The sequence below is a fragment of the Rheinheimera pacifica genome (genome assembly GCF_900108485.1).
Classification (GTDB): domain Bacteria; phylum Pseudomonadota; class Gammaproteobacteria; order Enterobacterales; family Alteromonadaceae; genus Alishewanella; species Alishewanella pacifica.
Window position 1 is genome coordinate 318,365 of the sequence record NZ_FNXF01000003.1, and the last position, 15,984, is coordinate 334,348.

At 49.5% G+C, this 15,984-nt stretch carries 14 protein-coding genes; 4 read left to right on the plus strand and 10 right to left on the minus strand.

All coding sequences use genetic code 11. The annotated features are described in order from the left end of the window. Window positions 1–24: 24 nt before the first annotated feature. The 3 genes from BLW68_RS05985 to BLW68_RS05995 form a co-directional block, all read right to left on the minus strand. Entirely contained in the window at window positions 25–3,198 is a 3,174-nt protein-coding gene (locus tag BLW68_RS05985; RefSeq protein ID WP_092791291.1) for an efflux RND transporter permease subunit, read from the minus strand. Between the two features lie 17 nt (window positions 3,199–3,215). Then, window positions 3,216–4,400 (minus strand): efflux RND transporter periplasmic adaptor subunit, encoded by a 1,185-nt coding sequence (locus BLW68_RS05990; RefSeq protein ID WP_092791491.1) that lies wholly within the window; start codon window positions 4,398–4,400, stop codon window positions 3,216–3,218. Window positions 4,401–4,684: 284 nt separating this feature from the next. Then, entirely contained in the window at window positions 4,685–5,278 is a 594-nt protein-coding gene (locus BLW68_RS05995; protein ID WP_177172165.1) for a PEP-CTERM sorting domain-containing protein, read from the minus strand. Window positions 5,279–5,517: 239 nt separating this feature from the next. Between BLW68_RS05995 and BLW68_RS06000 the strand changes: the two genes are divergently transcribed. Continuing rightward, on the plus strand, window positions 5,518–8,772 hold the full coding sequence (locus BLW68_RS06000; protein WP_092791296.1) for a S41 family peptidase: 3,255 nt from the start codon (window positions 5,518–5,520) through the stop codon (window positions 8,770–8,772). Window positions 8,773–8,911: 139 nt separating this feature from the next. Here the strand turns inward: BLW68_RS06000 and BLW68_RS06005 are convergent, their stop codons facing one another. The 5 genes from BLW68_RS06005 to BLW68_RS06025 form a co-directional block, all read right to left on the minus strand. Then, the gene (locus tag BLW68_RS06005) at window positions 8,912–9,334 is read right to left on the minus strand and encodes an N-acetyltransferase (protein ID WP_092791298.1); all 423 of its coding nucleotides are present in this window, start codon (window positions 9,332–9,334) and stop codon (window positions 8,912–8,914) included. 73 nt (window positions 9,335–9,407) lie between these two features. Further along, entirely contained in the window at window positions 9,408–9,674 is a 267-nt protein-coding gene (locus tag BLW68_RS06010; protein WP_092791300.1) for a DksA/TraR family C4-type zinc finger protein, read from the minus strand. A 137-nt stretch (window positions 9,675–9,811) separates the two neighbouring features. Further along, window positions 9,812–10,375, minus strand: a complete 564-nt coding sequence (locus BLW68_RS06015) for a flavodoxin family protein (protein ID WP_092791301.1) — start codon at window positions 10,373–10,375, stop codon at window positions 9,812–9,814. Window positions 10,376–10,460: 85 nt separating this feature from the next. Continuing rightward, window positions 10,461–11,012 (minus strand): NADPH-dependent FMN reductase, encoded by a 552-nt coding sequence (locus BLW68_RS06020; protein WP_092791303.1) that lies wholly within the window; start codon window positions 11,010–11,012, stop codon window positions 10,461–10,463. Continuing rightward, a complete protein-coding gene (locus BLW68_RS06025) occupies window positions 11,009–11,449 on the minus strand; it encodes a VOC family protein (protein ID WP_092791305.1) in 441 nt (146 codons plus the stop codon). Before BLW68_RS06025 ends, BLW68_RS06020 begins: the two co-directional genes overlap by 4 nt. A 215-nt stretch (window positions 11,450–11,664) precedes the next feature. Between BLW68_RS06025 and soxR the strand changes: the two genes are divergently transcribed. Then, entirely contained in the window at window positions 11,665–12,108 is a 444-nt protein-coding gene (gene soxR, locus BLW68_RS06030; RefSeq protein ID WP_092791307.1) for a redox-sensitive transcriptional activator SoxR, read from the plus strand. 19 nt (window positions 12,109–12,127) lie between these two features. Here soxR and BLW68_RS06035 read toward each other — a convergent pair whose 3' ends face one another. Further along, the gene (locus BLW68_RS06035; RefSeq protein WP_092791309.1) at window positions 12,128–13,000 is read right to left on the minus strand and encodes a GGDEF domain-containing protein; all 873 of its coding nucleotides are present in this window, start codon (window positions 12,998–13,000) and stop codon (window positions 12,128–12,130) included. A gap of 330 nt (window positions 13,001–13,330) precedes the next feature. Between BLW68_RS06035 and BLW68_RS06040 the strand changes: the two genes are divergently transcribed. Further along, window positions 13,331–14,422, plus strand: a complete 1,092-nt coding sequence (locus tag BLW68_RS06040) for a flavin reductase family protein (protein WP_143039925.1) — start codon at window positions 13,331–13,333, stop codon at window positions 14,420–14,422. 11 nt (window positions 14,423–14,433) lie between these two features. Continuing rightward, window positions 14,434–15,519, plus strand: coding sequence for a fatty acid desaturase family protein (locus tag BLW68_RS06045; RefSeq protein ID WP_092791313.1), 1,086 nt, complete (start codon window positions 14,434–14,436; stop codon window positions 15,517–15,519). A 35-nt stretch (window positions 15,520–15,554) separates the two neighbouring features. On the opposite strand, the gene BLW68_RS06050 is transcribed toward BLW68_RS06045, so the two are convergent. Continuing rightward, the gene (locus BLW68_RS06050; RefSeq protein WP_092791315.1) at window positions 15,555–15,983 is read right to left on the minus strand and encodes a CBS domain-containing protein; all 429 of its coding nucleotides are present in this window, start codon (window positions 15,981–15,983) and stop codon (window positions 15,555–15,557) included. Window position 15,984: the final 1 nt, after the last annotated feature.

Sequence of the window (15,984 nt, forward strand, 5' to 3'; positions counted from 1 at the left end):
CTGTTAGCAGTGTCAGCACTTAGTTCACAGCAGGCCCTCTTTGGTATCCAGATGTTCCTGCCGGTGGTGTTCAGCAATTTCATCCGCCAGCTGCTGCTTACTACGGGGTTCGCGGATGCGTAACTCAGTTAGCCAGTAGAAAAACAGCGGCACAAAAAACACTGCCAGGAAGGTTGCTGCCATCATACCGCCCATTACGCCTGTACCTACGCTATGACGTGCCCCGGCGCCGGCGCCACTGCTAAATGCCAGCGGTACAACCCCCAGAATAAACGCTAGTGACGTCATAATAATGGGCCTGAAACGCAAACGTGCAGCTTCCAGCGCGGCGGTGCCGGTGCTCCAACCCTGCTGCGTTTTCATCAGCGCGTACTCAACAATTAAGATGGCATTTTTCGCCGCTAACCCAAGCAAGGTTACCAGGCCAATCTGGAAGTACACATCATTGGTTAACCCGGCTATCCAAACGGCAACCAGTGCACCAAAGATACCAAATGGCATGGCCAATAATACTGAAAGTGGCAATGACCATTTTTCATATAACGCCGCCAGAATTAAAAACACCATCACCACCGCCATGCCCAGTGCCAAGCCGGTAGTGCCACCGCTGCGTTTTTCCTGAAAGGCGCTGCCGGTCCAGTCGTAACTGATATCCGGTGGCAACATAGTGTTGGCAATACGTTCAATTTCAGCAATGGCCTGGCCAGAGCTGTAACCGGGCGCCGCATTGCCCAGCAGTTTTACCGCAGGCAGGTTATTGTAGCGCTCCATATTGTCCGGGCCCGAGCTGTACTGAATTTCGGCCAGTGCCGACATCGGGATCATCTCACCGCTTTGGCTTTTAACGTAAATATGGTTGATGTCGTCTGGTTTCATCCGGAACTGTGCATCGGCCGACATTAACACCTGCCAGGCACGGCCATACTTATTAAAGTCATTTACGTAGTAAGTTCCCAGCGTACCCGCCAGGGTATTAAAGGCATCATTTACCGGCACACCCAGCGCTTTAGCGCGCTCGCGGTCCAGGTTTACCTTTAGCTGCGGCGTATTGGGCCGCCACAGTGTTTGCACGCCGGCCAGCACCGGGCTTTGCCCGGCAGCGCCCTGCATAATACCCATAGCCTCGGCCAGCTTTTCCGGCCCGCCATCGCCACGGTTTTGCAGATAAAACTCAAAGCCACCGGTATTACCCAGGCCAAAAATAGGCGGCGGGTTAAAGGCCAGCACTAATGCTTCATTAATACCGGCTGTTTTCATAAACAGCTCGTTTACCAGGTCGCTGGCGCTGATATCACGCTCGCTCCAGTCTTGCTGGGTAACAAATATAGTAGCGGCACTGTTTTTATAACCGCCGCCGATAAAGTCAAAACCGGCAAAGCTGATCACATCTTTATTGGCCGGGTTAGAGCGGATAGCAGCAATAACCTGCTCGGTCACTTTTTGCGTGCGCTCCAGCGAGGCACCGTCAGGTAAAAAGATTGCGGCTATATAAAAGCCCTGATCTTCATCCGGCACCAGTGAACCCGGCGTAGCCTTCCACATACCGGCAGTGATAAAAATCATGCCGCCTACCAGTACCAGTGCCAGTAAACCACGGCGCAGGAAGAACCCCACAGTTGAGACATATTTACCGGTAATACGCTGGAAAAAGTCATTAAACCAGAGGAAGAATTTCGCCGTTTGTTTATGTTCATGGCGCAAAATCATCACGCACAGTGCCGGTGTCATCACCAGTGCAACCACACCGGATAAACTTACCGCGATAGAAATGGTTACGGCAAACTGGCGGAACAGCTCGCCGGTTAAACCACCTAAAAAGGCAATCGGCACAAATACCGCGCACAATACCATTACTATAGCCACTACCGGGCCCGACACTTCCTGCATGGCTTTTATTGCGGCATCACGCGCCGACACATGCTCTTCGTGCATAATACGTTCAACGTTTTCCAGTACTACTATGGCATCATCAACCACTATGCCTATCGACAGCACCATACCAAACAGTGTCAGCGTATTAATGGAATAACCCAGCATATACAAACCGGCAAAAGTACCCAGCAATGAAATAGGTACCGCCAGAATTGGAATTAACGTAGCACGCCAGTTCTGTAAAAACAGATAAACCACCAGAAACACCAGCAGCATGGCTTCGGCCAGGGTTTTTACCACTTCACTGATCGACACTTCAACAAAACGGGTGGTGTCATAAGGTGTAGCCTGAGCCAGACCGCTTGGAAAACGCTGCTTCAATTCCGCAATAGTGCGGTTTACTTCATCTGCTACATCCAGGGCATTCGCACCGGGCTGCAAAAATATACCCACCAGCGTAGATGATTGGCCGTTGTACTGGCCGACAAAATCATAATCGCGGGAACCCAGCTCTACCCTGGCAATATCTTTTATGCGTAATGTACTGCCATCCGGGTTAGCTCGGATAATGACATTTTCAAACTCTTCAGCAGTAGAAAAACGCCCCTGCGCGGTAACGGTGTATACCAGTTCCTGCGCGTCGGCTGAGGTTGGGGTGGCACCAATTTTACCGGCAGCAAACTGGGCATTTTGCTCACTTAACGCCGCCGCAACTTCCGGCACCGTGACTTTAAGCTGGCTCATCTGATCCGGCCGCAGCCAGATACGCATAGCGTAATCTTTGGCGCCAAAAATCTGTACGTTAGTGGTACCGGGAATACGTTTTAACCGGTCCAGCACGTTTAATGTTACGTAGTTTGACGTCCATAAATCATCCCGGCTGCCATCAGGTGAATAAAACGCCAACACCTGTAAAAAGCTCGATGAGCCTTTTTCTACCGTTATGCCCTGGCGGCGCACTTCCTCAGGTAAACGTGCTTCTACTTTGCTAACGCGGTTATTCACATTTACCGCGGCCTGGTCAACATCAGTGCCAATTTCAAAGGTAATAAAAATGGTAGTAATGCCTGAACTGGTAGAGGTAGACGACATATACATCATGCCCTCGACCCCGGTAATAGCGTTTTCCAGCGGTGCTGCTACCGTTTGCTCAAGCACCTCTGAAGACGCACCGGGATACACTGCCATTACCTGCACCACAGGCGGTGCAATTTCAGGGTATTGCGCTACCGGCAGGCTGCGCATAGCAGCCAGGCCTGCCAGACAGATAAAAATGCCTATCACCAATGCAAAGATAGGCCGGTCAATAAAATAACGAGAGAACATAAGCTGATCCTTGCCTGTTAACCTGCATCAGCCGCAGATGCAGCAAGCTGCACCGGCATACCGGGGAAGAAAATGCGCGCCATACCTTCGATGATCACCTCATCGCCACTTTTCAGGCCGCTTTTAATTACCCAACCATTGCCGTTATCCAGTTTTACCCACTCGCCAACTTCAACCGGCGCCGGCAAGGCCACTTTACCGCCCTGCTCGCCATCGGCTAACAGGTAAACAAATTTACCGGTACCACTGTCCAGTACCGCTTTTTGGGGCACTACTATGGCGTTATGCCGTACCGCGCCCTCCAGTTGAATACGCACAAACTGGCCCGGGCGCAGCAAGGCGTCAGGGTTAGCAATTTCAGCTTTCATTTCACTGGTGCCGGTTTGGGTATTAATGCGTACATCAGAAAAATCTACCACGCCAGCCTGGTTATACACCGAGCCATCGGCCAGCAGCAGCTTAACCTGCCATTTTTCAGGTAAGTCAACTTTGCCGTTTTGTGCTTCAGCGCGCAGTTTCAGTTGATCACGCTCAGCTACAGAAAAGCGCACATACATTGGGTCTAACTGGGTAACGTGCGTTAACAGCAGCTCGGGGCCTGATACCAGGGTGCCCTCTGATACCAACTCCCGGCTAACCACACCATTGATTGGCGAACGCACTTCGGTATAGTTCAGCTGCAATTGTGACTGCTGCAAAATGGCCTCAGCCGTTTTTACATCAGCTCCGGCAATATCCAATGCCGACAACGCATCATCATAGCTTTGTTGCGACACTGCACCGTCTTTGCGCAGTTTATCCAGCCGTTTAAGTGTGCGTTCGGCCTGCGCCCGGCGTGCTTGTGCCGCCGCTAATTCGGCTTTATTACGGTTTACAGCAGCCTTAAAAGGCGCCGCATCCAGACTGAATAATGTCTGATCAGCTTTAACTGCCGCACCTTCGGTAAAATTACGTTTTTCTAAAATACCGGACACCCGGGCACGAATTTCCACCTCGCGTGAACCAGCCAGTAAAGCCGGGCTTTCGATCAGCAAGGGTACTGTTTTCAATTCTACCTTTTGCACATTTACGGTAGCAGGGGGCATGCCACCGCCACCGGCGTCTGATGCGGCAGAAGGCTCTGAGCAGGCACTCAGTAAACCCAGTGAAAACACTACAGCTGTTAACTTAGCTGCACCGGAAGATAATGACATTCTTGTCATACAAGCACCTTTAAGCTGGCCGCCTTTAACTGCAGACAGCAATGCAGGCTGCAGCAGTATCACGCGGGAATGTTATGTAATAAGCAGAGGAAATAAGATTAAACGCCAGTAAAATAGCATATTTCTTACCGAGCGGAATAGAATAAATATGAAGATTTGTAAAAAGCTGTTGCAGCATATATTTCACGAAATACCTATGCGACACAGCGCCATAACAAGGTAAAACCGGCAGGCATAAAAAAGCCCCGAAAAACGGGGCTTTTTTGTTAATAAGGGGGTATTGATTAACGACGTGACATTCTGCGACTAACGCCTAAACCCAACAGTGCCAGACCAAAAATTGCCAGTGAAGCAGGCTCAGGTACAGTTGCCGGAACCTGTGCAATACCGGTCTGAACCAAAAAGGTAGCCTGACCGCCGGTAAAATTAAATACCGGCACACTGCTATAAGCAATATGCAGGCTATTGGCAGTGTATGACAGTACCGGCTGGATACCATTAGTTACCAGATTATTACTCAATAAAGAAAAACCAAGGATAGATTCACCTGGCTCGCTAAACAGAATATTACTCATCCATGCATCAAAGGTCTGAAAATCCCAGCTATCTTTTGAGGTTAATGTCAGAATGCTGGTAAGCGGATCAAAATCCATCCACACTACACCACCACCCCAATTTGCCGGGTTTGCTAACAGATGTTTGTTTTTCAGCTCTGCGCCACCACCAATCGCGGCAGCCAGATTCTGATAGGTTTTGGCACCTGATTGCGAATAAGCGGGTAGATGGGACTCTGTGCGGAAATCGGCACTGATCAGGCCAGCGTGGGAAAAACATGACACAGACAATAACAACATTGAAACAATGGCTTTCTTCAACATAAACAGCATCCTTCTTATGTACTACTGAATTACTACTGCCACAGTAAAGCAAAGCCTGTGCCATAATTAAAATTCACGAATATTCATTAACATAATAAAAGCCCGCTTTGTCTGGCATTACTAAATGTAAACAAAGCTGACATTTCATACTGACACTAACTGTTACAACCTGATGTTTTGCCGCAGCAACACAATGTGCTTTACTTGTGGTCGAATCAGAACCATAACAAGGACACATCATGTTTAAACCACGTTACCTTGCACTGTTTTGTGCGCTGGCAAGCGGCGCGGCCTTTGCCAATGATGGTACGCGCTTACTGCGCCAGCCGGATATTTCAGCAGATCATCTTACTTTTGTGTATGGCGGCGATATCTGGCTGAGCGATAAAAATGGCCAGAACCCACGCCAGTTAACCAGCCACCCGGCTAATGAATTTGCACCAAAGTTTTCTCCCGATGGTAACTGGATTGCATTCTCTGCCAGCTATGACAACAATACCGATGTGTACGTTATGCCGGTCAGCGGCGGCGCAGCCAAACGGCTGACCTTTCACCCGGGCGCAGATACAGTAAACGGCTGGAGCCCGGATGGTAAAAGCGTCATTTTTGCCTCTAACCGCGAAATAGCCAATAGCCGCAGTAACCAGCTGTATAAAGTGAGCATTGACGGGGGTTACCCGCAGCAGTTGATGCAAGCTGTAGCATTTGAAGGTGATTTAAGCAGTGATGGCAAAAAGCTGGCCTACCGGCCGAATAATATGGCCTACAGCGGCGCCAGTGGCTGGCGTTTACACCGTGGTGGCAGCACCCCGCCGGTGTGGATTATCGATTTAGAAAAACAGCAGCTGGAAAAAATCCCCCACCCTAACGCCAATGAATTTAACCCGTTCTGGCTGGGTAACACCGTGTATTTTCTGTCAGATCGCGACAATAAAGCGGTAAATCTGTTCCGTTACAGCGATAAACAGGTAACACAACTAACCAACAACACCGACTGGGATTTACGCAGCGCCGCCGGCCATGGTAACACTATAGTGTATGAAGCCGGTGGCTTTTTGCACAAGCTTGATGTTAGCAGCGGCCAAAGCTCGCCCCTGACGATAAATATTAATACCCAGTCAGCTCAATTACGGCCACAGTGGAAAGACGCCAGCAAAACCCTTACCCGTGCCCGTTTGTCGGCTACCGGCCAACGTTTAGTGCTAAGTGCCCGCGGCGACGTATTTACCGTGCCGGTAAAAGATGGCAGCAGCCGTAACCTTACGCAAAGTAGTGGCGTTAATGAGTTTGATGGCCTGTGGAGCCCCGATGGCAGCAAGGTGGCTTATATTTCTGATGCCGATAATAAGCACCAGTTAGTGTTGCAAGCACAGGATGGCTTAAGCGCAGCAGAAACTTTTGCCTTATCAGACAACGGCTACTTTAATCTGCTGAGCTTTTCGCCGGATGGTAACCTGATTGCTTACCACGACAACCATTTAAACCTGTATGCGTTTAACCTGAAAACCAAACGCAGCCAAAAACTGGATACCTCAGCACGGCGCGATGGTTTTAATGTGTCGTTCTCGCCTGACAGCCGCTATTTGGCTTACACCGTATCGGGTGCTAACTATTTTAGCCAGATTAAACTGTTTGATTTTAGCAGCAACAAAGCTACGCAAATTACCGATGGTTTAAGCCAGGCTGATGATCCGGTATTTACCCAGGATTATCTGTACTTTACTGCCTCGGTAAACACCGGCCCGGCGCAAGTCGGGCTGGATTTATCCACGCGCGAGCGCCCGGTACGCAAAGCTATTTATGCCTATGTGCTGGCCAGCGATGGTAAATCGCCGTTATTGCCAAAAACCGGTGATGAACCGCTAAAAACTGCCGACAGCAAAGACGACAAAAAAGATAAAGACGACAAAGTCGCTGCGGTTAAAGCCGTAAAAATTGATATCGCCGGTTTACAAAACCGCATTGTAGCGCTGCCGGTACCAGAGCGTAATTACGACAGCTTAAGCGTAGCCAGTGACGGTGCCCTGTTTTATGTAGAGCGCACACAACCGGGTGCCAGTAACGAATTGCCCGGCAGCAATGGCCAGAACAACGGCACCTTATACCGCTTTGACTTTGAAGAGAAAAAAGCCGAGCAGGTTAAAGACGGCCTGGCCAGCTATAACCTGAGTGACGATGGCAAAAAGCTACTGTTGGTCAGCCTGCCAAATACACTGCAGGTAGGTGATGCCAAAGCCAAACCGGATGCCAAAGCGGTCGGCTTGTCTGAAGTGCGCAGCTTTGTAGACCCGGCGCAAGAATGGCAGCAAATCTTTAACGACGCCTGGCGCATGCAAAAAGAGTACTTTTATGATGCCAATATGCACGGCATAAACTGGCAGGCGGTATATGATAAATACCAACCGCTACTCAAGCATGTGCAGCGACGCGAAGATTTAAACGACGTACTGGTAGAAATGATAGCCGAGCTGCAGGTTGGCCATAACCGTATTGGGGGTGGCGATGTACACCAGGAAAGCCCAACCAAAGCCGGTTTACTGGGTGCCGACTTTGTTATTAGCAACGGTAAATATCAGTTTAAAACCGTCTATCAGGGCGACCGCTGGAGCCCGTTCTTAAAAGCCCCGCTAAATGTACCGGGCGCCAGTGCCAAAGCCGGTGATTACCTGCTGGCGGTCAACGGCAAAGAGCTTAACGCCTCTGACAATATCCACGCCTTGATGGACAACACTCTGGGTAAACAGGTGGTGCTAAGCATTGCTGACGATGCCCGCGGTAAAAACCGTCGCAACATTACCGTAGAGCCGGTAGCCAACGACAGCCAGCTGCGCTTATGGCACTGGGTAGAACAAAACCGCCAGCTGGTAGCAGAAAAAACCGATGGCAAAGTGGCCTACGTTTATCTGCCTAACACCGCAGACGGTGGCTTCTACTTCTTTAACCGTATGTTCTTCGCGCAAACCGATAAACCGGCAGTGATTATTGACGAGCGTAAAAACGGCGGCGGTCAGGCGGCAAACTATATTACCGAAATTCTCGGCCGGCCGTTTTTATCCGGCTGGAAAGACCGTGACGGTTTAGTGTTTACCACACCAGGCGCGGGTATTTACGGTCCGAAAACCATGCTGATTGATCAGGATGCTGGCTCAGGCGGTGACTTCCTACCTTGGGCGTTCAAACGCCTGGAATTGGGTAAAACCATCGGCACCCGCACCTGGGGTGGCTTAATTGGTATTTCGGCTAACCCGAATATGATAGACGGTGGTTTCCACGTCGTGCCGTTCTTCCGCTTCTACACGCCGGATGGCGAGTGGCGGGTAGAAAACGAAGGCGTAGCACCAGATATTGAGGTAGAACTGGATCCGATAGCGGTAAATAAAGGCATTGATGTGCAGTTAGAGCGTGCCATAGCGCATACGCTAAACGAGCTAAAAGCCAACCCGCCCAAAGATCACAGCAAAGCCCCGGCTATGCCGACTAAGCTGGGGTTATAATCTCCTGCATCTAACGCAAAAACCGCTGCCCGGCAGCGGTTTTTTTTGGCGATTATTTTCACATTACAAACCGGATAACAAAGCTTTGTTATAACAGCGTTTTATCGACTAATCGGCTTAATAAAGCTGATATATGCTATTAGACAGTACTCATAAGCAGCTCTGTATGTCCTGTATGCGGATCGACTTGTTCACCCAATACCGCAAAACCATGCTTTTGGTAAAAATAACAACTTTGTACATTAGCTTTGTAAACAGTTAACTTTAGCTCATCACGCTGACTTTTTGCATGACTGAGCAGTTCCCCGCCAATCCCTTGTCCCTGCAGTGCTGGCTCAACAAAAATAGCTGCCAGCGTATTGTCATAAAGCGCATAAAAACCTGTGACTTTACCATTTTGTTCATAAACATAAACGTCCGAAGCTGGTAGATAGACATCACGCATATTATCTACCTGAGACTGCCAAAAGTCTGGCTCAATAAAATTGTGAGATTTCACAGATGCAGATAGCCAGATATTTAAAATTGTATCAACGTCTTTACTTTCGCTTTTTCTAATCATTTTGTCTTAACTATTTATTAGTTTATAACAGCTAACCGATATACGTTGGTGAGCCAACTAGCACCACATCAGCTTATCGAAGTTGGCTGTCTTTACTACCACGGCGATTAATACCGCCCGCTTTTGTTTCCTGCTCTTCCAGCGCGGTTTGACAAGCAACGCAAAGCTGTACGCCGGGAATTGCTTTGCGCCGCGCTTGTGGAATAACCTGTCCACACTCTTCACAGTTCAGCGCGCTGTCACCATTAGCTAATTGGCTGCGTGCGCGCTGCACAGCTTCGTCAACGCTGGCGTCTATTTGCTCATGAATAGCACCATCCCGTGACCAACCACCTGCCATAATGTTCTCCAACCTTTAAGGAATTAACGTGGTCAGATGTTATTCACCACACCAAAATAAAACCCTAGCATTAGTTATAAAGTAAGTATGTGCGGTTGCCGACGAATTCAACACATCAATACGTTTGCCCAGCACCTTTACGCAGCAAACCTTTTACTAAGCTGTGCCACACGCCGGCCTAAGTAGTGTGCGGTAAGTAAATCCGTTTCATTTAACAGCCCGTCTGCTGATTGGGCGATAAGGCCGGATTGCGCCCCCAGCCGATTAAGCCCGGCGGTGTTGTGGTTGCCGGGAATATCCAGCCCTGCCCATAACATACCATGCTGGTTGGCCAGAATCTGCAAGTATTGCAGGGTATGCAGCTGATCGCCGCTAAAGTTGCTGCCAATGGTAAAACCGGCGGCAACTTTATTGGCCCACAATTGCGTCTCCCAATGCTCGCTGCTGGCATCGGCAAAAGCTTTAAACTGTGCCGACACAGAACCCATGTAGGTAGGTGAGCCAAATACTATGGCATCAGCATTGGTTAATTGCGCCAGCAGTTTGCTATTGCGAAACCGCCCAGCACGAATATCGACGCCGGCAATTTCGGCATGAATAACATTTACGGTAGGCTCGGTTGCAGCACCGGCAGCTACCGCTGCAGCTAATTGCCTGGTGCTGCCGCCGGCTGAGTGAAACACCACTGCGACTTTTATCACTTAACTCTCCTTATCGAGACCATCCTTATCACTGCCATGCTGAGCAAGGCTATATCTTTCAATTATGTTATTTAAAAAGCCGCAATTAAGCGGCTTTGCTCTGCATAACTTGCTGGTGCAGTGTCAGGGCCGCGTGCTGCAGTTGCAAAAACAACGCTGTGTGTTTCACCTGCTGGTATTGTTGGTCAAACACCTGATGAAAATTCGGCACCGACACGGTACCTGTAAGCTTGGCACCCATATACGGCGCAGCTTGCACCGCCGCTTGCAGCACACTTTGAGCGCCACCCGGCCCCGGCGCAGCAGAGAGAAACAACGCCGGTTTATGCTGAAAAATATAACGTTGGCTGCGCGAGGCCCAGTCATACAAGTTTTTAAACGCCGCGGTAAAAGTGCCGTTATGTTCAGCAAAAGACACTATCAGGCCGTCAGCTTCAGCTATCTGCTGTAAAAACGCCGTTACCTTTGCCGGCGAACCAAGCTCAGCTTCGCGCTGCTCGCTGTATATCGGCAGCTCGTAATCATCGATATTTAAGCTAACCACCTTAGCCTGCGGCAGCAACCTGGCCACACTTAACGCCAACTGCTGATTAATAGATTGCGGATTATTGCTGGCGGCAAAAGCAAGAATTTTCATAGCACCTCCTTGCGGGCTTTGTCCTGGTTTAAGTTGCGTTCGGCCGGTATATCACTTAAATACTCAACAAACTCCACTTCAAATCCGGCCGGATCAACAAAGTAGATATTTTTACGATAGGGGTCGTCAGCGCCCGGTTTGGCAATGGCGAAACCTGCGGTATTCAGCCTGGCGATAACCGCATTCAGATTGTTAGTAACATAGGCAAAATGCGCCAGACCAACGCTATGCCCTGCTAAATCACGGTTTTCACCCTCGCCGTGATCGCTTAGTGCCAGATAATGATAGTCGTCACCAAAGTGCAGCCATTTACGCGGCTTGCCATACCACTCACCCTGCCCCTCATCGCGGATATGCCAGTGCGGAAAAGCAGCGCGGTAGAAATTCAGCATGGCGCCGATATCTGCCACCACCAGGTTCACATGTTCCAGGTACATAGTTATCTCCTTATCAGATTATTTATTCTGCATAGTGCGGTTGAACAGTCGGAAAAACTGACACAAAAAGCTGTTGCAGCGCGGATCTGAGTTGTCCGGTAAAGTGCTCATGTCTTATCTCCTTGCAATTAAACTGACAGCAGGTTAAAACCTTAACCTAAGTTAAGGTAAAGTGTTTTTTTGAAAAAAATGGCAGAAAAATGAAGGGGCTTGAGATGACTGATGCAACCTGGAGTGTCGGGCGCGTAGCAAAACGTTGTGGCGTTAAGGTTAGTACACTACATTTTTACGAACAAAAAGGCCTGATTAAAAGCTGGCGCAATGACGGCAACCAGCGCCGCTACAAGCCAGAGGTACTGCGGCGCATTTCGGTGATTAAGGCGGCGCAAAAAGTCGGCATTAGCCTGGAAGAAGTAAAACAGGCATTTTTGTCCTTGCCCGACAGCCGCACGCCCACAGTAGAAGACTGGCAGCTGCTATCGACCAACTGGCAGAAAATGCTGGATGCGCGCATTGCTTACCTGCAACGGCTGCGCGATTACCTCACCGGTTGTATTGGTTGTGGCTGTTTGAGTATGAGCAAATGCCCACTATACAACCCGGATGATGTACTGGGCGCTGAAGGCACCGGGCCGGTGATCCTGGAACAGACAGAATAGTAAGCAGCAGGCTGACAAATTAGGGCTGGTCAAATAACGCCACCTGTTGTGCGGACGCTTTTGCCCGATACATAGCAGTATCGGCGCATTTAAGCAGCGTATCCGCTGTTTTGCCGTCTTGCGGTGCTATAGCAATACCTATGCTGATATGGATATGCAGCGTTTGGGTGTTTAAGATAAAAGCTTCAGCGACACATTCGACCAATTGCTTAGCCAGCTTTACCACGTCATCCTGCTGCTTTATTTCAAGCAGTAAGCAGACAAACTCATCACCGCCCCAGCGGCTTACCATATCACCATCACGCACAAAGGCCCGCAAGCGGTTGGCTACGGTTAACAGCACCTGGTCGCCAACGTCATGGCCGTGAGCATCATTAATATTTTTAAATTTGTCGACATCAATAAACAGCACCGCCAGTGCCCAGCCGTGGCGTTTTGCCTGCACCAAACCATGCGCCAGCGCCTGATCAAATGACGTCCGGTTTGGTAAACCGGTAAGCTTGTCGGTTAGCGCTCGTTGGCGTGCTTCTTTTTCGGTCACCTGGGCTTGAACTAAATCATCGCGCACGGCTGCCAGATCGGTTTTGGCATCATCCAGTTCAGATTCAATACCTATACGCATGGCAATTTCATTCGACAGTTTAATATTAACCCGTTTTAGATCTTCAGCCGCTTTGGCAACGATATTTTCAGCGTCTTCATTCTTCTTCAGGGCTTGCTTGATCATGCTAACCGAGCTTTGGCCTTGCTTTAGTACATCGTTAACCGAGTTAAGCTCGTCTGCCGCTACGCTGATTTCTTTTTTTATCCCTTCATTTTCTTTTAGCACACCATACAGTGACACTCTTTTGCCGCTACGTTTTTTTCTCAACACTTTAGATTTTGTGAACATAAGCACCTCTTGGGTAACGCTGCGCCGGCAATCCCTGCCAGCAACGCCAGGTTAAATCTATAAATATATTGCATGCTGCATGGCCCTTTCTGTGCGTTAGCCCACATAACACCAACCTGTCAGGTAGATATTGGTCTGAAAGCCTGCACCCAGATAAAATATACACTTGTGCACTGAACACCCTATAGCCGCATTACAAATACGACATTTAACTATATATAATTCATACAGTTAATAGAATTTACATTTCAACAGCAGAAACCAAACTGGCCAAACCAGATATTTTAGTGTACAACTGTACGCTGAAATTAACTGATACGTGATCCTGTTGTGAAGCCATTTTTATCCCGCCTTTGGCGCAGTTTTTGTTTAATGCTGGGTAACCAGAGTTCGCTAACCCTGTATTTGCTGCCGCTGATGCAACAATTAGTGCCGGGCTTTTTACCCGGCCATTACCGTGCCCGCCTGCTGTGCCGCCAATGGCAAACGGCTGATATGCTGCAACTTAGCTTTAAAGTGTCGGGCCGTTGGCCTGGCTTTGTGCCAGGGCAGCACTTACTGCTAACGCTGCAGCATCAGGGCCGCTACATCAGCCGCACCTTTAGCATTTGCTCGCCGCTAAGCCTGTGGCAAAGCCAGCAGCAAATACAACTGTGCTGCAAAATTAACCGCGCCGGTGAATTTACGCCGCTATTAAACCAGCTGAAAAATGGTGCAGTGGTTAATATCAGCACAGCGCAGGGCGATTTTTACTGGCAACAAGCAGCCACGGCGGCAGTATTTGTGGCCGCCGGTTCTGGCATAACGCCCGTTGCTGCCATGCTGTTAAGCCAGCGCCACTGGTTAACGCCGGTAAGCTTGTTTTATCGCTGTCGTGGCGCAGAAAATGCGGCTTTGCTTAGCGAGCTGCAACAGCTGGCAGCACGCCAACCACTATTTACCTTAGCGCTGTCTGACAGCCGCACCGAGCCGGCTGAAACCTTGCAACAGCGGCTGATTAATAACAGCGACGCCAGACAGTTTTATCTGTGCGGCCCGGCGGCCTTTATGCAGCAAATGCGTATGGCGCTTATACACAATGGCGTAAATGCAGCACAGATCCGGCAAGAGCAGTTTGGCTTAGCCATAACAGCACCAGCAGATCACACGGCGGCTGGTATGCAGTTAAGCGCCAGCTTTATCCGCGCCGGCATCAGTACAAAGGTTACGCTAAACCCCCAGCAGAGTTTATTGCAGAACGCCGAGCAGCATGGCCTTGCGCCCCGCTTTGGCTGTCGTATGGGCGTGTGTTTTCAGTGCGTGTGCGACAAAGTATCCGGCCAGGTACGCGATTTACGCAGCGGCGCCCTAAGCGGCCATGGCGCCGAACAAATTCAGCTGTGTGTAAGCCAACCACTAACCGAACTTGTGATTAAGCTGTAACAGGACTTGTGATGAAATTAACCACCGAACAATTTACCGCGCTTGAGCAAGAGCTGGACAGCGTAAAACAACAGGTACAAGCCGGGCTTGGTGATGCCGATGCGCGCTATATCCGCCGCGTATTACTAACGCAGCGTTTAAGCGCACTAAGCGGGCGTATTTTACTGGTGCTGGGCTTTATTACGCCCTGGCTATGGCTGCTGGGCGTGCTGCTGCTGGCACTGGCGAAAATTCTCGACAATATGGAAATTGGCCACAATGTGCTGCATGGTCAATATGACTGGATGAACGATCCGGTGTTGCATTCCAAACGTTATGAGTGGGATATTGCTTGTGACGCCGGCTCCTGGCAGCGCACACATAACTTTGAGCACCATACTTACACCAATATTATTGGCAAAGACCGCGACTTTGGTTACGGCCTGCTGCGTTTAAGTAACGATTTTCGCTGGCGGCTGCGTAACTTATGGCAAGGCGGCACTTACCTGCTGCTTAGTATGCTGTTTCAGTGGGGTGTGTCTTACCATGAATTAGCCGCGCAGCGGGTATTTTTTGGTAAAAAGAAGCTTGAGCGCCATTCCCAGGTTAGCGATAGCGAGCTGAAAAAAGCCTTTTTTAGCAAGGGTGCACGCCAGCTGATTAAAGACTATGTGTTTTTCCCGCTAATTGCCGGGCCAATGTGGCTGTGGGTATTGTGCGGTAATCTGCTGGCCAATTTAATCCGCAACTTATGGACATCAACGGTAATTTTTTGCGGCCACTTTACCAAAGACGTGTATGTGTTTAGCGCGGCACAGTGCGAAGGCGAAAGCCGCGGCCAGTGGTATTACCGCCAGATGCTGGGTTCATCTAACTTTACCGGCCCCACCTGGCTGCATATTTTAACCGGCCATTTAAGCTGCCAGATAGAGCACCACCTTTTCCCTGATATTCCGGCACGGCACTACCCTGCTATGGCAAAACAGGTGCAGGCAATAGCGGCAAAATATGCTATTCCATACAACACCGGCAGCTTTGTGCACCAGTACAGCACGGTATTTCTGCGCATTATGCGCTATTCACTGCCGGGCGGTGATAAAGCAGTAAAGGCATTGTAGAAAACGTCACTTAACCGCTTCGTGCAGATACTTTGTCAGGTGGGCGCAGTACGCTTATCGGTTCTGTCCAGTGTGCGAATAATATCGCGCCAGCTTAAAATACCCTGTGGCCGGTTTTGGCTGTCTACCACCGGAATACAAGATACACCTTCGGTGTTAAACAGATGAATAGCATCCATTATTTTCGCCTGTGGCTGCAAGGTAACCGGCTTGCGCAGCATAACCTGATGCACTTTTTTATTTAAAGTAGCCAGATCGCGCGGTGTTTCTGCAGCGGTGCCAATATGCGGGCTTAACGCTTTAAATAAATCACGGTCAGATAACACCCCCAGCAAAATGCCTTTTTCCACCACCAGCACATGGTGAAATTTAACGTTATCAAAAATTTGCTTTACCACCGTCAGCGTATCATCCGGCGATACGCTAACCGGTTTAGTACTCATTAATTGAGCGATACTCAGCATC

What these genes read in the sequence shown, in the direction of transcription:
- BLW68_RS05985 (WP_092791291.1), bottom strand. Translation starts at nt 3,198, where the DNA reads ATGTTCTCTCGTTATTTTATTGACCGGCCTATCTTTGCATTGGTGATA.
- BLW68_RS05990 (WP_092791491.1), bottom strand. Translation starts at nt 4,400, where the DNA reads ATGACAAGAATGTCATTATCTTCCGGTGCAGCTAAGTTAACAGCTGTA.
- BLW68_RS05995 (WP_177172165.1), bottom strand. Translation starts at nt 5,278, where the DNA reads ATGTTGAAGAAAGCCATTGTTTCAATGTTGTTATTGTCTGTGTCATGT.
- BLW68_RS06000 (WP_092791296.1), top strand. Translation starts at nt 5,518, where the DNA reads ATGTTTAAACCACGTTACCTTGCACTGTTTTGTGCGCTGGCAAGCGGC.
- BLW68_RS06005 (WP_092791298.1), bottom strand. Translation starts at nt 9,334, where the DNA reads ATGATTAGAAAAAGCGAAAGTAAAGACGTTGATACAATTTTAAATATC.
- BLW68_RS06010 (WP_092791300.1), bottom strand. Translation starts at nt 9,674, where the DNA reads ATGGCAGGTGGTTGGTCACGGGATGGTGCTATTCATGAGCAAATAGAC.
- BLW68_RS06020 (WP_092791303.1), bottom strand. Translation starts at nt 11,012, where the DNA reads ATGAAAATTCTTGCTTTTGCCGCCAGCAATAATCCGCAATCTATTAAT.
- BLW68_RS06025 (WP_092791305.1), bottom strand. Translation starts at nt 11,449, where the DNA reads ATGTACCTGGAACATGTGAACCTGGTGGTGGCAGATATCGGCGCCATG.
- soxR (WP_092791307.1), top strand. Translation starts at nt 11,665, where the DNA reads ATGACTGATGCAACCTGGAGTGTCGGGCGCGTAGCAAAACGTTGTGGC.
- BLW68_RS06035 (WP_092791309.1), bottom strand. Translation starts at nt 13,000, where the DNA reads ATGTTCACAAAATCTAAAGTGTTGAGAAAAAAACGTAGCGGCAAAAGA.
- BLW68_RS06045 (WP_092791313.1), top strand. Translation starts at nt 14,434, where the DNA reads ATGAAATTAACCACCGAACAATTTACCGCGCTTGAGCAAGAGCTGGAC.
- BLW68_RS06050 (WP_092791315.1), bottom strand. Translation starts at nt 15,983, where the DNA reads ATGCTGAGTATCGCTCAATTAATGAGTACTAAACCGGTTAGCGTATCG.